Annotated in this window: 21 protein-coding genes; 8 read left to right on the top strand and 13 right to left on the bottom strand. The window is 65.2% G+C overall.

Features of this window, described 5'->3' with window-relative positions; all coding sequences use genetic code 11:
- Positions 1-10: 10 nt before the first annotated feature.
- Positions 11-943, top strand: coding sequence for a LysR substrate-binding domain-containing protein (locus IB268_RS26990; RefSeq protein WP_175182130.1), 933 nt, complete (start codon positions 11-13; stop codon positions 941-943).
- Positions 944-1,070: 127 nt separating this feature from the next.
- Here the strand turns inward: IB268_RS26990 and IB268_RS26985 are convergent, their stop codons facing one another.
- The 6 genes from IB268_RS26985 to IB268_RS26960 form a co-directional block, all read right to left on the bottom strand.
- A complete protein-coding gene (locus IB268_RS26985) occupies positions 1,071-1,286 on the bottom strand; it encodes a hypothetical protein (protein WP_042792993.1) in 216 nt (71 codons plus the stop codon).
- A 103-nt stretch (positions 1,287-1,389) separates the two neighbouring features.
- Positions 1,390-2,496, bottom strand: coding sequence for an AGE family epimerase/isomerase (locus IB268_RS26980; RefSeq protein ID WP_192355096.1), 1,107 nt, complete (start codon positions 2,494-2,496; stop codon positions 1,390-1,392).
- 148 nt (positions 2,497-2,644) lie between these two features.
- The gene (locus IB268_RS26975; RefSeq protein WP_008159938.1) at positions 2,645-2,857 is read right to left on the bottom strand and encodes a hypothetical protein; all 213 of its coding nucleotides are present in this window, start codon (positions 2,855-2,857) and stop codon (positions 2,645-2,647) included.
- 329 nt (positions 2,858-3,186) lie between these two features.
- Positions 3,187-3,411 (bottom strand): hypothetical protein, encoded by a 225-nt coding sequence (locus IB268_RS26970; protein ID WP_054458221.1) that lies wholly within the window; start codon positions 3,409-3,411, stop codon positions 3,187-3,189.
- A gap of 71 nt (positions 3,412-3,482) precedes the next feature.
- Positions 3,483-4,229, bottom strand: a complete 747-nt coding sequence (locus IB268_RS26965) for a sulfite exporter TauE/SafE family protein (RefSeq protein WP_054458222.1) — start codon at positions 4,227-4,229, stop codon at positions 3,483-3,485.
- A gap of 98 nt (positions 4,230-4,327) precedes the next feature.
- Positions 4,328-5,239, bottom strand: coding sequence for a DMT family transporter (locus IB268_RS26960; RefSeq protein ID WP_192355095.1), 912 nt, complete (start codon positions 5,237-5,239; stop codon positions 4,328-4,330).
- A gap of 160 nt (positions 5,240-5,399) precedes the next feature.
- Between IB268_RS26960 and IB268_RS26955 the strand changes: the two genes are divergently transcribed.
- Together IB268_RS26955 and IB268_RS26950 are read left to right on the top strand one after the other, a co-directional pair.
- Positions 5,400-5,870, top strand: a complete 471-nt coding sequence (locus IB268_RS26955; protein ID WP_006226939.1) for an Lrp/AsnC family transcriptional regulator — start codon at positions 5,400-5,402, stop codon at positions 5,868-5,870.
- 100 nt (positions 5,871-5,970) lie between these two features.
- Positions 5,971-6,204 (top strand): hypothetical protein, encoded by a 234-nt coding sequence (locus IB268_RS26950; RefSeq protein ID WP_054458224.1) that lies wholly within the window; start codon positions 5,971-5,973, stop codon positions 6,202-6,204.
- 69 nt (positions 6,205-6,273) lie between these two features.
- Here the strand turns inward: IB268_RS26950 and IB268_RS26945 are convergent, their stop codons facing one another.
- The 3 genes from IB268_RS26945 to IB268_RS26935 form a co-directional block, all read right to left on the bottom strand.
- The gene (locus tag IB268_RS26945) at positions 6,274-6,867 is read right to left on the bottom strand and encodes a YSC84-related protein (protein WP_054458225.1); all 594 of its coding nucleotides are present in this window, start codon (positions 6,865-6,867) and stop codon (positions 6,274-6,276) included.
- 120 nt (positions 6,868-6,987) lie between these two features.
- Entirely contained in the window at positions 6,988-7,170 is a 183-nt protein-coding gene (locus tag IB268_RS26940; RefSeq protein WP_225589211.1) for a hypothetical protein, read from the bottom strand.
- Positions 7,171-7,438: 268 nt separating this feature from the next.
- Positions 7,439-8,302, bottom strand: coding sequence for a MurR/RpiR family transcriptional regulator (locus IB268_RS26935; protein ID WP_119451637.1), 864 nt, complete (start codon positions 8,300-8,302; stop codon positions 7,439-7,441).
- Positions 8,303-8,419: 117 nt separating this feature from the next.
- Between IB268_RS26935 and IB268_RS26930 the strand changes: the two genes are divergently transcribed.
- Positions 8,420-9,418, top strand: coding sequence for a tripartite tricarboxylate transporter substrate binding protein (locus IB268_RS26930; protein WP_054458228.1), 999 nt, complete (start codon positions 8,420-8,422; stop codon positions 9,416-9,418).
- A gap of 11 nt (positions 9,419-9,429) precedes the next feature.
- A complete protein-coding gene (locus IB268_RS26925) occupies positions 9,430-10,383 on the top strand; it encodes a succinylglutamate desuccinylase/aspartoacylase family protein (protein WP_054458229.1) in 954 nt (317 codons plus the stop codon).
- Between the two features lie 31 nt (positions 10,384-10,414).
- Here the strand turns inward: IB268_RS26925 and IB268_RS26920 are convergent, their stop codons facing one another.
- Positions 10,415-10,849, bottom strand: coding sequence for a GNAT family acetyltransferase (locus tag IB268_RS26920; RefSeq protein WP_054458230.1), 435 nt, complete (start codon positions 10,847-10,849; stop codon positions 10,415-10,417).
- Positions 10,850-11,099: 250 nt separating this feature from the next.
- Positions 11,100-12,002: a PhzF family phenazine biosynthesis protein gene (locus tag IB268_RS26915; RefSeq protein WP_054458231.1), complete on the bottom strand. Its 903-nt coding sequence runs from the start codon at positions 12,000-12,002 to the stop codon at positions 11,100-11,102.
- A gap of 213 nt (positions 12,003-12,215) precedes the next feature.
- Here IB268_RS26915 and IB268_RS26910 point away from each other — a divergent pair, with 213 nt between their 5' ends.
- Complete coding sequence (locus tag IB268_RS26910; protein ID WP_192355094.1) at positions 12,216-12,587, top strand: hypothetical protein; 372 nt, start codon at positions 12,216-12,218, stop codon at positions 12,585-12,587.
- Between the two features lie 78 nt (positions 12,588-12,665).
- A complete protein-coding gene (locus IB268_RS26905; RefSeq protein WP_192355093.1) occupies positions 12,666-13,304 on the top strand; it encodes a hypothetical protein in 639 nt (212 codons plus the stop codon).
- Positions 13,305-13,323: 19 nt separating this feature from the next.
- Here IB268_RS26905 and IB268_RS26900 read toward each other — a convergent pair whose 3' ends face one another.
- Positions 13,324-14,313, bottom strand: a complete 990-nt coding sequence (locus tag IB268_RS26900) for a 2-hydroxyacid dehydrogenase (RefSeq protein WP_119451635.1) — start codon at positions 14,311-14,313, stop codon at positions 13,324-13,326.
- A 134-nt stretch (positions 14,314-14,447) separates the two neighbouring features.
- Between IB268_RS26900 and IB268_RS26895 the strand changes: the two genes are divergently transcribed.
- A complete protein-coding gene (locus tag IB268_RS26895; RefSeq protein WP_192355092.1) occupies positions 14,448-15,341 on the top strand; it encodes a LysR family transcriptional regulator in 894 nt (297 codons plus the stop codon).
- 2 nt (positions 15,342-15,343) lie between these two features.
- Here IB268_RS26895 and IB268_RS26890 read toward each other — a convergent pair whose 3' ends face one another.
- Complete coding sequence (locus IB268_RS26890; RefSeq protein ID WP_054458304.1) at positions 15,344-17,080, bottom strand: IlvD/Edd family dehydratase; 1,737 nt, start codon at positions 17,078-17,080, stop codon at positions 15,344-15,346.

Genomic DNA, 17,080 nt, shown 5'->3' with positions numbered 1-17,080 from the left:
GTCATGCTAGATGCGACTGCACTCGCCCTCCATGTCCGAACTGCACGCCTTCGTGACGGCGGCACGCCTGGGCAGCTTCACCCGCGCCGCGGAGGTCTTGTGCGTCACCCAGGGCGCCGTCAGCCGCGCCATTTCCCGACTGGAAGCGCATTTCGGCCAGCCGCTGATGCATCGCAACGCCCATGGCCTGACCCTGACTGAAACCGGACGCCGCCTGTACGACGGCACGCTAGGCCCGCTGCAGCAGATCGAGTCGCTCAGCGCCGGATTGCGCGCCAATGACCGCCGCCTGCGCCTGACGCTGTCGACGGTGCCGACGCTGGCCAGCGCCTGGCTGGTGCCCCGCCTGTCCGACTTTCATGCGCGCCATCCGGATATCCAGCTCAGCTTCGCGGCCTACCGCCGCAACGAAGATTTTTCGGGTGAGACGCCCGATGCCAGCATCCTGTCCGGCATGCCGGAGCAATGGCCGGGCTGGCAGGTGGACTACGTGATCGGGCGCGAGTTGGTCGTGATCTGCCACCCCGCCCGTCTGGCGGCCCGGCGCGCGCAGGGACTCTGGGACACGCCAGCCGGCCTGCTCGGGGAACCGCTGCTGTATCACTCGAATGGCATGGACAACTGGGCGCAGTGGCTGGCCGCCGCCGGCGTGCCGCGCGCCTCGGTCCAGCTTTCCAATGGCTTTGACCAGGTTTCCATCCTGGTTCGCGCCGTCATGGCCGACATGGGCATCGCCGTGCTGCAGCGCTGCCTGGTCCGCGACGACCTGCAGGCCGGACGCGTGGTGGCCCCGTTTCCCGACCTGCCCATCCGCATCGACCGTGGCTACCATCTATGCGCCCCGGCCCAGCGCCGCGACCATTACGCGCTGGCTTGTTTCCGGCGATGGCTGCTGGAAACCGCCGGGCAGGATCCCGACGTAATCGCCGCCAGCCCAGCCTGAGCGCCTAGCCTGCGGACACAACCCGTTGCCGGCGTCCTGCGCGGGAATACTACAAAATGAAAACGGGCTCCCGATCTGGAGCCCGCTGCGGGGGTCTGCGCCATGCTGCCGGCGCGGTCGAAAATGCTCAGGGTGCGAGCTTGAACCCGAGGTCCACGCCCCATTTGTCGGTCTCGCGCAGCCATTTCGCGCCGCAATTCAGGCAGCGGAAATGGTCTTCACGGCTTTCTTCACGGCCTTTCTGCGTGGGATTGGTGAACCCCTGGTGTCCCAGATGGGCATGCGGCGCAACGCCTGCAAGCCCGGGGTTAATGCGTTGGCAAGCCAGGCACATAACGCTCATTGGTGCTTCCCTACAATTTTAGTAACTAAATTGTAAGGGATTCCACCAATACTTTTCTATCGAATCAGGCCCCTAAATCCAAAAAATATTGTTAACGCCACAATTAAACAACAGTGGGCAGGGCCGCCAGGCAGGTTGCCAGGTGATACGGAGAGGTCGACGGCATGTCCTTGCGCACCACCGCTCCTTCCGCGTCCAGGCATTCGTACCAGCCGCCGGGGTGCAGGAAACGCGCGCGGAACATGGACAGGCCGGCCTCCAGCGCGGGCAGGTCGCCCAGCACGCCGAGCACCCGCAGGTACTCGGTCTGCGCCCAGATCCGGCGCGTATCGTCGATCACGGCGCCGGACTCGTCCAGCGACGCCACCACTCCGCCCGCGTCCACACCATGGCGGCGCGACCAGCGCACAGCGCGCGGCAGCGACTCCGTCAACTCCAGGCCGTCGAAAACCTCGGCCGAGCCTTGCACCAGCGACAGCCACTCGAACTGATGCCCGGGCTCCAGCCGGTTGCCGGCCGAGCCTTGCCGCTCTTCCGCGATGCACTGCGAGGCCGCATGCACGAAGAAATGGCTGATGCCTTGCGCCAGGCCGCGCAGGCGCTGCGCGTACAGCGCCGGCTCCGCGACCTGGGCTGCGGCCAGGTAGGCCTCGGTCAGATGCATCATGGGATTCTGCGCGGGCGCGCGCAGAGGCTGGCTCAGGTCGGCGCTGAGCGCCGCGTGATACAGCCCGTCGGCGGTCTTGAAGCGCGCCTCGATGGTCGAGGAAGTCGACAGCATGAGCTTGCGCGCATCGGCATTGCGGCTGCGGCGGAAATAGGCGGCGCAGGCCAGCACGATGAACGCGTGGGTGTACAGGTCCTGCGTGTCATCGAGCGGATGCGCCGCGGCGTCCACGCTATAGCGCCAGCCTCCGTGATGCTCGTCGCGGAACACGCGCCGCAGCGATTCGAACAGCACATCTGCATGCGCGCCCGCAGCGTCGCCCGGCGCTTCCGAAAAAACGTAGAGCTGGCGCGCGCAAGCCATGGCGCGGTAGCGCTCGACCGGCAGCGCGGCGCCCGTCGCCGCGTCCAGCGATTCATAAGGCAGACCCAGCGCGCCATTGAAACCCTGCCCCATCCAAAGGGGCAGGACAACGGAATCAAAATGGTCGCGGAATGCGCGGATGTGTTCCGCAAGTGAAGAGTTGGTCTGTGCGGCAGTCATCTTGGAACGGCGCATACCCAATGAGGGCCCCAGATTTTGGAGCAGCAACGATAACCGAAATTTTCGTCGCAAACCTTTGAGTATTCTCCGAAGCGTCATGCTCACACAGACCGGTCCCGCCGATCAGCTCCGTCCAGGGCGTGGCGCCCTATCGGAAGATGTTTTCCTCTACCCAGTTCTGCGCGAATACTTCCGCGCGATCGCGTGCTTCGTCCAACGAAGCGCAGTTGCCCAAGTGGGAAAACGCGGCATCCACTTCGGTGCCGCCCTCGGCCGTAACCGTCAGCAGTACGCCATATCCGCCGGTATCCATGGCCGCTGTGGAAACGTCGATCAGAACTTCCTGGTCACGATGCTGCATGTGCTACCTCCCAGTCGGTTACCTAAACGCGTGAACCACGCGTGACGTTGCGGGGGCAGAATCCCCGCGCAAATGAATAGACCTGCAAACGTCACGCAAGTTCATCTTACTGGCGACTCGTGGGTCGCGATACGTCGAAAAGCAGCCAAATCGCGCATTCCGTCTCAGGAAATTCCCGTAGCACGGCCCTATTGGTCGCGAACTCGCGAAATACTGCGAAAACATTCGCAAATTGTGTGGAAATCCCCGCGCCAAACGGTCAAGACGCGGCGAAACGCGGAGGGCGGCCCCGGGCCGCGCCTGCTGTCGACATAATTGGATTTTGCGGGTTAGCGCAAATGGATGGCGCCCGGCTCTTCCATGCGCAGGGCGAGCTTGCCCTTCTCGGTGATCAGCCAGCGGCCGTCGGCGTCGGCTGCAATGCAACGCAACGTCTCCAGCGCCTGCGCCACGTGGGCGGGCACTTCAGTCTGGGCAGCGCCGGGCTCGCAATTGTCGGCCACGATGCGCAGCCAATGTCCCAACTCGCCTTTCTCGAAACGGTGCAATGCCATGCGGTGATTCTCTCTTGAATACCCAACGATAGCATGTTGCCATGCCCCGCCCTGGCGACCTGTAAAAGTCGCTAGGCAAGCAGCTTGGGCAAGGACGACGCCAGCAGCGCCACGCCCGAAACGGTCAGCAGGCCCAGCACGATGCGGCGAAACGCAACGTCGCTGATGCCCACGTAGACGCGCGTGCCCCACAAGGTCGGCACCAGCATCGCCGGCACGATCACCGCAAAGAGCGGCAGCATGTCGCGCGTCACCACGCCGGTGTAGACATAGCTCGCCATCGTCACGACCAACATCGACAGGTTGAAGTTCTGGATCACCGCGCGCTGCACGTCGCGGTCAAAGCGACGCAAGGTGCACCACAAAGTCGGAATGACGCCGGTGAAGCCGCCTATGCCGCCCATGACGCCGCCCATCGCTCCCACCACGCCGTCGGCCCATCGTCCACCCGCCGTGATAGGCGGCAAGCGCGTCGCGAACAGCATCACCGGACACCAGACCGCCAGCAGTCCGCCGACCAGCGCCTTGAACATCAGCGGATCCAGATAGGGCAGCAGCTTGACGCCCAGCGGAATCCCCAGCAATCCGCCCGCCACGAAGGGCAGCAGGTGCGCCATCGTGAATCCGCGGCGCATCGTGAACGCGGCCAGCAACTGGCCGGTCAGCGAGCCGAACACCACCATCGCAGCCGCGAGTTTGGGATCTATAGTCCAGGCCCAGAACGACATGGCCACCATGCCGAAGCCGAAGCCCGAGAGGCCCTGCACGAAACCGGCGGCCATGGCGCCCGCCGCGACCAGCACATATAAGGAATCCATACCCGCCGCACGCCTGCAAGAGAAGCCGGAACGGTTCCGGCGCTCGACATTCTAGAACGCGCCGATGGCCGGTTTCACGCCTGCGGCGTACTGACGGGCTAAGAAGCCCGCAGCGCCAGCGGCCGCTTCAGGCGCGTCGCCGCCGCCGACGCCGCCACGCTGGCGCCGATCAGGGCCAAGCCCAGCGCCAGGTCGGCCGAGATGCACTCCTGGAACACCAGCGACGACACGACCAGCCCGATCACCGGCACGCACAGCATGGCGATCGAGGTCGCCACCGGCGGCATCTTCTGCGTCATGCCCAGCACCACGATGAAGGTCAGCGCGGTAGCCAGCGGACCGGTGTACAGGATCACGGGCCATGCCTCGGGCTGCGCCAGGAAAACGGGCGCGCCATCGCGCATCCACGCCAGCGCGGCCAGCGGCAGCGCCGCGATGGCGGTCTGCCAGGGAATCATGTCCGCGCCCAGGCGGATATGCCGGTAGCCGCGCAGCTGGATGATATTGCAGGCCCACGCAAAGGACGCACCCAGCAACATGGCCAGGCCGACCACGGTGTGCGCCTGCCAAGGGCTGAACGCGGGCGCGACGATGACGGCGATGCCGGCATAGCTCAGCCCCGTCGCCAGCCATTGCGCCATCGACAGGCGCTCCTTCAGGATCAGCGAGGACAGGGGAATCACCCAGATGGAAGTGGCGTAGGCGATCACGGACGCGCGTCCCGGCGCCACGTATTGCATCGCCCATAGCGCCAGCGCCGTGAACGCCCCCATCTGCAGCAGCGCCACACCCGCCACCAGCGGCATTTCCTGCCGTGTCGGCAGGCGCAGGCGGCCCAGCATGCCCAGCACCAGCGCGCTGATCAGCGCGGCCGAGCCGAACCGGCTGGCGGCCAGCCACAGCGGGCTCATATGCGTCAGCCCCAGCTTCATGACGGGCCAATTGCCGCCCCAGATGGCGACCGCGCCGACCAGCGGCAAAAACCTGCCCAACGTGCTCTGCTGACTCATTACTGCCCAATCTACTGCTTGAATATTCCGCGCTTTGGCACAATTACCAAATGATGGAATAGTCTATAGGGTTAACCCCAGCATATTTCACTGCATTCAAGGGAGATACCCGTCATACTCAGCACAGATGAATTGCTGAATGACCGTAACTGGGTGACTTATGCCGGAAATCAACCTGGATGCCACCGACATCCGTATCCTCAACGAACTCCAGCGCGATGCGCGGCTGACCAATGTCGAACTCGCCGCGCGCGTGAACCTGTCTGCCTCTCCCTGTCTGGCGCGCGTGCGCCGGCTCGAAACCGAGGGCCTGATCGACCGCCGCGTCACGCTGCTCAACGCGCGCAAGCTGGGCCTGAAGGTCAACGTATTCATCCAGATCTCGCTGGACAAGCAGCGCAAGGCGGCGCTGGACGTGTTCGAACGCGAAATCGCGGTCCTGCCGGAAATCATGGAGTGCTACCTCATGTCGGGCGACGCCGACTACCTGATACGCGCCCTGGTGCCTGACGTGGACGCGCTGGAGCGGCTGATCGTCGAACACATCACCCGCATCCCGGGCGTCGCCAGCATCCGTTCCAGCTTCGCCTTGAAGCAGGTGCTGTACACCACCGCCGTCCCGCTCGCGTGAAGCCCGCGGCGGCAACTTGCGGGATCCGTGGCGCCCCTCCACAATGAAAGCGCCGCGCCCCGCGCCGGCGCCCCTCCCATCGCCTAGCAAGGAGAACACCATGCCTGAAACCGACTGGTTCCCCGGCGGCACGCTACCCGATCGTCAGGGCTACTTCGAAGTGGAATTCGAAACGGGTCAAACCGAAATCACGCGCTACGGCCTGCTCGGCTGGGAGCCCGAGCAGGATCGCGGCCGGATCAGACGCTGGCGCGGCCTGGACCCGGACATCGAAGCCGCCGAAATGCAGCGCGAGAGCTCGGTGCGCAACAACGGCGATACGCTCATGGGCTGAAGCGCCGGCAGACGCGCCAAACAAAAACGCCGCGGAGAACATCCGCGGCGTTTTGCTTGGCAGGCCCGTTCAAAGATTCAGTTTGGAAATCTTGGTACCGGCCAGGGACACGCCTGCCATCAGGCCGCCGTTGTTCATCACGAAGCCGACGATGGGTTGTTGTGCCGTGTTGGTGTCGATGCGGCCGTTGGCGCCCACATTGACAACCGCAACCGTCGCATCGGCGCCCACGGTCCAGCCGCTGCTGTTGCGGAACTTGGCAAGCGCCTCATCCGTCATGAACAACAGCACCATCGCCTTGGACTGCGCCCCCGCCTGGAAGCCGACGGAACCCGCCGTGGTGCTGTAGTAGCCGGCGGTGGAACTGCCCACGCGCAGCACGCCCTTGCCATGCTCGGCCCCGATGATGAAGCTGCCGCTCAACACATCAGGAAAAATCAGCACGCCTCGGGCGCGGGCGACCAGTTCCCTGGACTGCGGCGACGCTTGATAGAGCTTGCCCAAGGTGGCGTCGGCCGCACTGTTCAACGATTGGCGCTGTTCGGTCGCGGTGGCCTCTGACTTGGAACTGTTGGTGGTGCAACCCGTGAACATCAGGCCGGCCACGCCGATCGCCGCGGCGGCCAGGCCGACACGACGCAAGACAGGAAAAGTATCAAACATGGAACTCTCCTTTGTTGTTGTCACCCTACACCAATGTACCGGGCAAATCCGCCAGCGCAAAGCACGCGATTGTGTGAAAAGAAACAAAACCCTGCCTGCCGCTGCGGGTCCGGCCCGCCGCTACAGGATGCCGTAGCGCGGTTCGCCCGTGGCTTCGTCCACCGACACGATGCCCGACAGCACCAGTTCGGCGTGGCGTCTTGCCGTCCCGGGATCCTCGAAGGTCACGAAACGCGGCAGCGACCAGCGCCGCTCGAATTCGCCTTCCACCCTCCGGCACACCGCTACCTCGATCGCCAACATGCCGGTATCCAGCCGGATGACCTGACATTCCACCTCGAATCCATCAATATGACGCTGTGGCCACGCGCCCATTCCTTGCTCCTCGAAATTGTTTTTCCCGGCCGCAATATGCCAAAAAATTTTTGGCTTGAAAAGTAATGTTTTCAAGGAGTTATGAAGTACTAGAGCAGGTAGTGCGAACGCATCTTGAAGCTCATCCAAATGGCCGAAAATCGGTCCAAATCCTGGCCTTTCGCGCTCGCCGCAAGAACGGTGCGAGCAGCATCTTTCAGCCGCCCGGCGGACGTATCCATTGCGCGTCCCACAAGCCTTCGCCGCGCTCCAGAGCCGCGCCCAAGGCCTGTTTGCTGCGCTGCGCAACCGCCGCCAGCAAGGCATTGCAGACGGAAAAGGCCGCGGTATAGGAATCAAAAGGCGACGCGCTGGAACTGCGCGCTATCAGCACGTGGTGTGCCGAGGCCGCGGCGGGCGCCGACGCCGAATCGGTGATCAGAATCACCTTGCCGCCTCGCTGCCGGAAATACTGCACCGCCTTGGCCGCGGCAACCGAATAGCGCCTGAAGGTAAACGCCAGCAGCACGTCGGCCTCGTCGATCCAGAGCAGTTGGTCTTCCAGGAACAGCGGACCGGCGGCGACCATGGGCTTGACCGAAGGCAGGCACAGGTTCAAGTACAGCGCCACGTGGCTGGCCAGCGGCGCGGCCTGGCGTAGCCCCAGCACATGCACCCGCCCCTTGCGCTGCGTCAGCAGTCGGACGGCAGCCTCGAAGGCGGCCACGTCGATCGACGCGTAGGTCTCCTTCAGGTTGTGCTGGTCATGCAGCAAGGCGTTATGCAGGCAGGCGCGCGCCGACGGTTTGTCCGAGCCCACCGCGTCCGCGCGCTCGCCGGGCGAGGCCAGGCGCGCCGTCACTTCCGTGCGCGCCTCCACCTGGGCCTGCGCGTAGCTTTCGTAGCCGAGCTTGGCCAACAGGCGCACCACGGTGGAAGCGCTGGTGCCGACCTGCCTGGCCAGCGCCGTCGCCGATTCCAGCAGGCTTTGCGGATAGCGCGCCTGCATCTCCTCGACCAGCAATTGTTCGCTCTTGCTGAGCTTGCGGCCGTAGCCGGCAATACGTTGGTGCAGGTTCATCCTTGCATGGCCCTAGGTGATAACCCCAAATTTCACAATACACATTGCATCTTATATTGCTACCTGCAATCTTCATTGCAAATTAGACCAAACCCGCAGTCACCACAAGAGAATTCCATGAAGCATCAATCGCAGGGACCGTCCTCGATCCGCCGCAGCCTGATTCTGGCCGGTCTGGGCGCCGCCTTGCTGCCGCTGGCCGCGCGCGCCGACGCCTATCCTTCGCGCCCCATCACGCTGGTCGTCCCCTTCCCTGCGGGCGGCTCCGTCGACCTGATCGGCCGACTGTACGCGGACGCCCTGGGCAAGGCGCTGGGTACCAGCGTCATCATCGAGAACCGCGACGGCGCGGGCGGCGCCATCGGCAGCAAGCGCGTCGCGCGCGCCGCGCCGGACGGCTACACGCTGGTCGCGTCCTCGCAAAGCTCGCACCTGGCCAACCCGCTGATGCGCAATGACCTGGGCTACGACCCGATCAAGGACTTCGTCTCGATCTCGCAGCTGTCGCGCACGCCCAATGTGCTGGTGACCAATGCCGCCGTGCCGGCCCGCAACCTGGCGGAGTTCGTGGCGCTGCTGAAGGCGCGCCCCGACCAATTGCACTATGCCACCGCAGGCATCGGCAGCATGGGCCAGCTCAACGCCGAACTGCTGAAGAACACCCTGCAGCTGCAGGCCGTGCACGTGCCCTATCGCGGCGGCGCGCCGCTGATCAACGCGCTGCTGTCCGACCAGGCGCAGTTCGCGCTGGACAACCTCGCGCCCTTCCTGCCCCACATCCAGGTCGGCAAGATGCGCGCGCTGGCGGTGGCCGCCCCAAAACGCCTGGACTCCCTGCCCGACGTGCCGACCTTCGAGGAACTGGGTTACCCCGTGCTCAATTCCATGTCGTGGATCGGCCTGGCCGCGCCCGCAGGCACGCCGCCCGACATCGTCCAGAAGCTGCTGGCCGCCGTGCGCACCGCCGCCACCGAGGACGGCATGCCGCAATCCCTGGAAAAGGCCGGCGCGCTGCCCCCCGAGAACCAGACCCCGCAACAGTTCACCGCCATGATGTCCGAGCGCCTGGCGTTGTACAAAGACCTGATCGACCGCGCCGGCATCCGTCCTGAATAGGCCTTACTCCCATGAAAAATCCCGCTTTCGAACCCGACACCGCCCCGCTCGAAGTCCTGCCGCGCGATCTCTCGGCCTATCGCGAGGGCAATGTCGGCATCCCCTACGTGCACCGGTTCGAGTCGGGCCGTCCCGGCCCGCACGTGCTGATCAACGCCATCACGCACGGCAACGAAATCTGCGGCATGGTGGCTGCGACCCATCTGCTGGACTCGGGCGTGCGCCCCAAGATCGGCACGCTCACCGTCAGCTTCGCGCACGTCGAAGCCTATGAAGCCTTCGATATCGAGAACCCCTACGAGAACCGCCAGCTCGTCCACAACCTGAACCGCATCTGGTCCGCAGCCATGCTGGACGGCCCGGAAGACAGCCCAGAACTGCGCCGCGCCCGCGAGCTGCGTCCGGTGCTGGACGCCGCCGACTTCGTGCTGGACATCCATTCCACGCGTGCGCCGGTGCAACCCTTCTGGGTCTACACCGAGATGGACCGCAACACGGCGCTGGCCAGCGCCGTCGGCGTGCCGCAGGTGCATCTGGTGATGCCGCCCGACCTCTTCCCCGGCACTGGCGTCATGGGCTACGGCCGCCACGGCGATCCGCACTCCGACAGCAGCGGCTCGCTGGTGGTCGAATGCGGCCAGCACTTCGCGCAATCCGCCGCCGACCTGGCCACCGACGTCACGCTGCGCTTCCTCGCGCACACGGGCCTGATCGACATGCCTGCCGGCACGCCGCCCCCGCCCGCGCCGCAGCGCTACCGCCTGCTCGAAGTGCATATGGTGAAGTCCGAGGACTTCACCTTTACCCGTCCGGTGATCGGCTTCGAAACCTTCGCCAAGGGTGAACTCATCGCCATGAACGGCACCGAGGAAATCCGTTCGCCCTGCGACGACTGCACCATCTTCATGCCCACGCGCATGCCCATCGTGGGTCGCGAAGCGGTGTACCTGACCGTGGCGATCTGATCGCCATCCGCAAGCGTCTGATCGGGATCCGTCAAAGGTCCGGAATCAGGCGCTTGCCCAGGCTGATGACCTCGTCCTGCTGAAAGCCCAGGGTCGCGTAGAAGTCCTTCACCGCAATATTGCCCGACCGGATCAGCAGATTGATCTTGGGGCAACCCATTTCCAGCAGCCTGCGCTCCACCGCCTGCATCAGCGCGGTGGCATGACCGCGGCGCTGATGCGCGGGCGATACCGCCAGGTAATTGATCCAGGCGCGATGGCCGTCATAGCCGCCCATCAGCGTCGCGACGATCGCGCCGTCCGCCTCTCCCACCAGAAACAAGTCCGCCTGCACCGCAAGCTTGCGCGCAATATCCTTGCGCGGGTCGTTCCATGGGCGGGTCAGGCCGCAGTCATGCCACAGCTGGATGATGGCCGCTTCGTCGGTCGAATGGTAGGGCCGGATGGCGAGGTCTTGCGCACTCATGCTTCGTTCCTTCAAGGATGGCAACGAAAGCCTTGCGATACGCCTCGACAGCGGGACCAGCCAGAAACAGAAAAGCCACGAGGGGTATCGTGGCTTTCAGGATATGGCGCCGATGGTTTGGCGCCGGGACGTGACCAGCCACTCAACGTAAGCGTCGAGTGATTCGTCGGTAGGCTGCGCCAGACATAGGCGCGAAATGCTGTGCGTTCATGAGGGCAAGCATACACGAGGCGGCGAAGCGCAGCCAACGTCAGGACGCGTCAGGCGCCTCCAGCGTGCCTTCCATGACCACCACGGCCTCGCCCGCCACGCCCGCCCATACGCCATCGGCGCGCGGTTCGGCGTGAGCCAGCAGCACGCTGGCGCGTCCCATGTCCACGCCCTGCTCCACCCTCAGGCGCATTGCGCCGGCGCCGCGCAGGGCCGTGCGCAAGGCCGTCATGGCCGCCGTCGCGCTGCCGGTCGCGGGGTCTTCCGTCATGCGACCGGTGAACATGCGGGCCTGGACATCCGCCCCGCCCGCCCCCGTGTCAGTGGTGTAGGCATAGATGGACTTTGCGCCGTCCAGCGGCAGCAGGGCCGCGTAGCCCGCCGGATCTGGCACGGCCCGGCGCAAGGCGTCGCGGCTGGCCAATTGCACCACCAGGAAGATCAGGCCTACCGACGCCACCTGCGGCGCATGCGTGGAGGTATCGATGTCCGCAGGCTCCAGGCTCAAGGCCCGCGCAACCGCGGCGGCCGGCGCCTCGCTGGCGCGCGACAGCGGTTGCGGCGCAAGCAGTTCCGCACCCGCCGCGCCGTTTGCGCCTGGGCGCAGCGCAATGCGCACCAGTCCCGCCTCCTCCTCAAACGCGAAGGCATCCGGCACGGTCAGGCCCGAGGCAGCCATTTCGCGCGCCAGCACCACGGCCGTGCCCACATTGGGATGTCCGGCGAACGGCACCTCGCGGTCGGGCGTGAAGATGCGCACCCAGGCCGTATGGGCAGGATCCCGCGGCGGCAGCACAAAGCTGGTTTCGGAATAGTTGAATTCGCGCGCGATGCGTTGCATCTGCGCCGTGCTCAGGCCCTGGGCGTCGAACACGACCGCCAGCGGATTGCCGCCGTACGCTTGGCTGGTGAACACATCGGCGGTGACATAACGGTAGCGCATGGAACGTCCTCTCAGGCCACGCGGACAGCGCGGCGACCCGGGAAGTGTGCGGGGCCGGCGCGCGGTCCACCAGACACAGAGGCGATGAATCGGGACCGTAACAGCGGGTGGATCTGGAACAGCGGGTGGATCTGGCATAGACTATGCTGGCCCGGCGCTTTCCGCCCCCCCAAGCCGGTGCATGACGATTTGCGCTCACCAGGAACCCGCCACATGTCCACGGTACGCACCTACTTCCAGAACCGCCTGCCTGCAGGCGAACTTGCCAGATTGATGCGAGTCCAGGAGCCGTTCTTTCTGGAGAACATCGTCGACATCGACGAAACCGCGGCAGCGCTGCAGGCGCTGTGCCGCGAACATGGGCTGACCGTGCGGACGGTCAAGCAACCCTACAACGCCAGCGTGTCGGGCTGGGATCTGGCCAGCTTTGTTCCCGCCTGGTTCGGCGCGCTGGCCCTTGGTTTCTTCGCCGCCACTACGCCGGGCGGGCAGCGTACGGACGTCACCCTCAAACTGCGCAGCAACAGCTTGCTCGAAGTCTGTTTTTCCCGGACAGCACCCCATCCCGGCGCCGCCTTGCCTTGATCCGCGCGGGGTGTGCCTTGCATCAAGGTAGCGTCCACTCAGGCCTAGTACAATGTCCCATATATGGGGACGCTAAACATGAAAGACAGTGCCAGACCCGCAGAGGCGCTTACCGTCGAAGCCGCGATAGGCTTGGCTGAAAATTGGGCCCGCGCGCATCACGCGGACGCTGATCGAAGCAGGAAGTTCGCCACCCAATGGCATGGAGACACCAGTCCCGATGACAGGCAAGGCGACGTGCTCCTGAGGGATCTCGCCTTCTTTTTCCAGGCCGCATCCAACGACGCCGCCTACTGGCGCTCGGTCGGAGACTTCACCGAGGAAGCCACCGGCCCCTGGGGAGTCCAGGCGCTGAAAGCCTTGGCCGGCCTGAACCTCATCGGCCTGGCGGCATCCCTAATCCTGTTCGCGGCGCGCGACAGCTCGGCCTTCACGGCAGGCGCAATCAGCGCCTGCGCCTTGTTCCTGGCCGGGCTGCTGCTGGCCTATCCGGCGCTGCGGCTCACCCGCATTTCCCGCTCCACGGCGAACGCCGCGTCGGCCCTGCAAAGCCGCGAAGCGGGAGCCGCGTCGACCTGGGAACAACTGCGGTCCGCCAACGTCGGCAACCCCAACGTCGGCCGCAAGGAACGCAAGATCGCCTTGCGCCTGGCCGCCATCATGGCAGCCACAGCAACGGCGGGCTGCGCGCTGCTGATTGCGACAGTGTGGTTCTAGCGGGTAGCCCGACGTCCGGCTACGCCACTGGCGTAACCGCCCTCCCCGTCGTAAAGAACGACACCAGGTTCCGCATCGCCAGCTCCGCCATCTGGCGGCGCGTCTCGTGCGTGGCGCTGCCGATATGGGGCGCCAGGATCACGTTCGACAGGCGCCGCAGGGGGCTCTCGCCCAGCGGCTCGCTTTCGAACACGTCGAGCGCGGCCCCCTGGATGATGCCGTTGGCCAACGCATGGCACAGGTCGGCCTCATTGATCACCGAGCCGCGGGCGACGTTGACGACCACCCCCTCCGGCCCCAGCGCACTCAACACGGCGGCGTCGACGATGTGGCGCGTTGCCGCCCCGCCGGGACATGACAGGACCAGCACGTCCACATGGCGAGCCATGGCAGGCAGAGAATCAAAATGCCGCCACGGCGTATCCTGGGGCGTGCGGCCGAAGTAGCTGAGGTCCACTTCGAACGGCACGAGCCGCCGGACGATCTCTTTGCCGATGCGCCCTAAACCGACGATGCCGACCTTCCTGCCCGCCAGGCTCGCCCCCAACGGAAAGGGCGAGGCCTCCCATGCGCCCGTGCGCACGAAGCTGTCGGCGGCAGGCAACTGGCGCAGCAAGGCGAGCAACAACCCCACCGCCAATTCAGCCACGGCCTTGTTCAACACGTCCGGCGTGTTGGTCACGACGATGTTCTTCTCACGCGCGCGGTCCAGCGCGATGCCGTCGTAGCCGACGCCGTTGGTGGCGATGATGCGCAGCCCCGGCAAGCGATCCATCAGCTCGGCGGAAATCCGGTAGTTCGAGCGCGTGACGATGCCGCCGATCGCATCGGCCTGCGCAGGATCGTTTTGCAGCGCCGCCTCGTCGATCAACGTGAACCTCGAGCGGAACTGCGCTTCCACCGACTCGGGAAAAACCCCTACCTTGAGCAGAGGGGGAAACTTGCCGTCCCCCTTGCCGGAGACATTTGCTGCTGCCTGGCGCGCTTGGGCCAGTTCATGCTCGATCATGGATTTCAACCTCGACGCTATAACATACGGAAAATTGGCGCGATAAGCCTGCAACCATCGCAGCCGGGTTCGTAGCGGTTCGTGCGATCTTCAACCTGAAGTTTCTCCTTTCAGGGCAATAGGCCCATCGCATCATGGACATCAAGTGCATGCAGAGCTTCGTCGCAGTCGTCGAAGCTGGTTCATTCGCCGAAGCGGCGCGCAAGCTCGATCTGACCTCGGCCGCCATCGCCGCGCGCATCAAGGCGCTGGAGATGGACCTGGGCGTGGCGCTGGTCAAGCGCTCGGGGCGTTCGGTCCGGCCCACCGAGAGCGGCATGCGTATCCTCGAAGGCACCAAGTCGGCCATCCGCAACATCCGCGATCTGCGCGCCATGGCCATCGACGGCGACCAGCCGGGCGAATTCCGCATCGGCTGTTTCGTGTCCGCATTGACGAACGTGTTGCCGCCGATACTGAAATCGCTGTACCGCAAGCATCCGGACGCCTCCGTCTTCGTCACGCCCGGCGGCTCCATAGACCTGTGCGGCAAGGTGGTCAACGGCGAACTCGACGCCGCCATCGTGGTGGAACCGCAGTTCGCGGTGCCCAAGAGCTGTCTCTGGCAGCCATTCATGGAAGAACCGCTGGTCGTCGTCGCGCCGTCCCATCTTGCGGACCAGGACGCCCACACCCTGCTGTCGACCCAACCCTTCATACGCTACGACCGCAACATCTACGGCGGCCAGCTGGCCGACCGCTATCTGCGCGACCACCAGATCTGGCCCAAGCAGCGGCTGGAGATCGACGGCCTGCTAGCCATCGTCGCGCTGGTGCATGAAGGCCTGGGCGTTGCGCTGATTCCGGACTGGTCGTCCATGTGGAAGTCGCTCGACGTGGCGCGCATCCCGCTGCCCAACCGTGCGCCCGTGCGCAGGAACGGCCTGATCTGGAATACCCGCGGCCATCACGCCAAGATGGCCGCGTCGATATCCCAGGATGCCCGGACCCTCTTCGGCAACATGGAAGCACGCCGGGCAAAGCCGTAGCCCTACTTCGACTTGCCCGGCACGCCGCGCAGGAAGTCGAAATCCACGCCCTTGTCGGCCTGGGTCACCGTATCGAGGAAGAGCTTCTTGTAGCCGCGCTCGGCCGTGGGCGGCGTGACCGGCTGCTCGCGGCGGCGGCGGTCGAGTTCTTCGTCCGACACCAGCAGGGAGATCTCGCGCCGACTCACGCTCAGGCGTATGCGGTCGCCGTTCCTGACATAGGCCAGCGGCCCGCCTATGGCCGCTTCCGGCGTGACATGCAGCACGATGGTGCCAAAGGCGGTGCCGCTCATGCGGCCGTCAGAGATCCGGATGATGTCCTTCACCCCCTGCGACGCCAGCTTCTTGGGGATCGGGATATAGCCCGCCTCCGGCATGCCGGGCGCGCCCTTGGGCCCGATGTTCTTCAGCACCAATATGTCCTGCGGCGTGACGTCCAGGTCCGCGGCATCGATGCGGCCCGCCAGGTCCTCGGCGTTCTCGAACACCACGGCCCGGCCTTCGTGTTCCATCAGCCCGGCATCGGCGGATGACTGCTTGATGATGGCGCCTTCGGGGGCCAGGTTGCCCGAAAGGACGGCTATGCCGCCCTGTGGATAGATCGGGTTCTGCCGCGTCTTGACCACGCTTTGCGGGAACCCCGGCCCCGCGCGTTCGATCTCCTCGCCCAGCGTCCTGCCGGTCACGGTCAGCGCGTCGAGCTTCAACAGCGGCTTGAGTTCGCGCAGCAGCGTGGCCATGCCGCCCGCTTTGTGGAAGTCTTCCATGTAATGCTGGCCCGAAGGCTTCAGGTCCACCAGCACGGGCGTCTCGCGCCCCATGCGGTCCAGCGCCTGCAGATCCAGGTCCAGCCCCAGCCGGCCGGCGATGGCGGTCAGATGGATGATGCCGTTGGTGGACCCGCCGATGGCCAGCAGCACGCGCATGGCATTCTCGAAGGAATCCGCGGTCAGGATCTTCGAGACCGACAGGCGCTGCCTGGCGATCTCGACGGCCTGCGCGCCCGTGAGTTCAGCAATGCGCATCCGGTCAGCCGTGACGGCGGGCGGCGTAGCGCCGCCAGGCACGGTCATGCCCAGCGCTTCGGCAATACAGGCCATGGTACTTGCCGTACCCATGACCGAACAGGTGCCCACGCTGGCGACGAGCTGGTTGTTGACGTCGGCGATCTCCTGGCTGTCGATCTCCTCGGCGCGGTACTTGCCCCAGTACCGGCGGCAATCCGTGCATGCGCCCACCCGTTCTGAACGGTGCGACCCCGTCAGCATCGATCCCGTCACAAGCTGGATCGCCGGTATGTCCGCCGACGCGGCGCCCATGAGCTGGGCGGGCACGGTCTTGTCGCATCCGCCTATCAGCACCACCGCGTCCATGGGCTGCGCGCGTATCAGCTCCTCGGTGTCCATGGACATGAGGTTGCGCAGGTACATGCTGGTGGGAAAGGAAAAGCTCTCGTGGATGGAGATGGTCGGGAAATCCATCGGCAGGCCGCCCGCGAACATGATGCCGCGCTTCACGGCTTCCAGCAGCTGCGGCGCGTTGCCGTGGCAGGGGTTGTAGGCGCTGCCCGTGTTGGCGATGCCGATCACCGGCCGGTCCAGCGCGCCGTCCGTGTAGCCGGCGCCCTTGATGAAGGCCTTGCGCAGGAACAGCGAAAAGCCGCTGTCGCCGTAGCTGGTGAGGCCTTTGCGCAGGCCGCCGGCCTCGCCCTGCGACGCCTCGGTGTTTTTCTTGCTCAT

Source organism: Achromobacter sp. ACM01 (assembly GCF_014851745.1).
In the GTDB taxonomy this organism is placed as follows: domain Bacteria; phylum Pseudomonadota; class Gammaproteobacteria; order Burkholderiales; family Burkholderiaceae_B; genus Achromobacter; species Achromobacter aegrifaciens.
This window is presented reverse-complemented; position numbering and strand designations above follow the sequence as displayed.

Coding starts and splice junctions, on each gene's coding strand:
- IB268_RS26905 (WP_192355093.1), top strand. CDS start 12,666: ATGAAAGACAGTGCCAGACCCGCAGAGGCGCTTACCGTCGAAGCCGCG.
- IB268_RS26930 (WP_054458228.1), top strand. CDS start 8,420: ATGAAGCATCAATCGCAGGGACCGTCCTCGATCCGCCGCAGCCTGATT.
- IB268_RS26960 (WP_192355095.1), bottom strand. CDS start 5,239: ATGAGTCAGCAGAGCACGTTGGGCAGGTTTTTGCCGCTGGTCGGCGCG.
- IB268_RS26945 (WP_054458225.1), bottom strand. CDS start 6,867: ATGTTTGATACTTTTCCTGTCTTGCGTCGTGTCGGCCTGGCCGCCGCG.
- IB268_RS26915 (WP_054458231.1), bottom strand. CDS start 12,002: ATGCGCTACCGTTATGTCACCGCCGATGTGTTCACCAGCCAAGCGTAC.
- IB268_RS26950 (WP_054458224.1), top strand. CDS start 5,971: ATGCCTGAAACCGACTGGTTCCCCGGCGGCACGCTACCCGATCGTCAG.
- IB268_RS26940 (WP_225589211.1), bottom strand. CDS start 7,170: ATGTTGGCGATCGAGGTAGCGGTGTGCCGGAGGGTGGAAGGCGAATTC.
- IB268_RS26925 (WP_054458229.1), top strand. CDS start 9,430: ATGAAAAATCCCGCTTTCGAACCCGACACCGCCCCGCTCGAAGTCCTG.
- IB268_RS26970 (WP_054458221.1), bottom strand. CDS start 3,411: ATGGCATTGCACCGTTTCGAGAAAGGCGAGTTGGGACATTGGCTGCGC.
- IB268_RS26895 (WP_192355092.1), top strand. CDS start 14,448: ATGGACATCAAGTGCATGCAGAGCTTCGTCGCAGTCGTCGAAGCTGGT.
- IB268_RS26920 (WP_054458230.1), bottom strand. CDS start 10,849: ATGAGTGCGCAAGACCTCGCCATCCGGCCCTACCATTCGACCGACGAA.
- IB268_RS26965 (WP_054458222.1), bottom strand. CDS start 4,229: ATGGATTCCTTATATGTGCTGGTCGCGGCGGGCGCCATGGCCGCCGGT.
- IB268_RS26975 (WP_008159938.1), bottom strand. CDS start 2,857: ATGCAGCATCGTGACCAGGAAGTTCTGATCGACGTTTCCACAGCGGCC.
- IB268_RS26900 (WP_119451635.1), bottom strand. CDS start 14,313: ATGATCGAGCATGAACTGGCCCAAGCGCGCCAGGCAGCAGCAAATGTC.
- IB268_RS26980 (WP_192355096.1), bottom strand. CDS start 2,496: ATGACTGCCGCACAGACCAACTCTTCACTTGCGGAACACATCCGCGCA.
- IB268_RS26990 (WP_175182130.1), top strand. CDS start 11: ATGCGACTGCACTCGCCCTCCATGTCCGAACTGCACGCCTTCGTGACG.
- IB268_RS26890 (WP_054458304.1), bottom strand. CDS start 17,080: ATGAGCAAGAAAAACACCGAGGCGTCGCAGGGCGAGGCCGGCGGCCTG.
- IB268_RS26935 (WP_119451637.1), bottom strand. CDS start 8,302: ATGAACCTGCACCAACGTATTGCCGGCTACGGCCGCAAGCTCAGCAAG.
- IB268_RS26985 (WP_042792993.1), bottom strand. CDS start 1,286: ATGAGCGTTATGTGCCTGGCTTGCCAACGCATTAACCCCGGGCTTGCA.
- IB268_RS26910 (WP_192355094.1), top strand. CDS start 12,216: ATGTCCACGGTACGCACCTACTTCCAGAACCGCCTGCCTGCAGGCGAA.
- IB268_RS26955 (WP_006226939.1), top strand. CDS start 5,400: ATGCCGGAAATCAACCTGGATGCCACCGACATCCGTATCCTCAACGAA.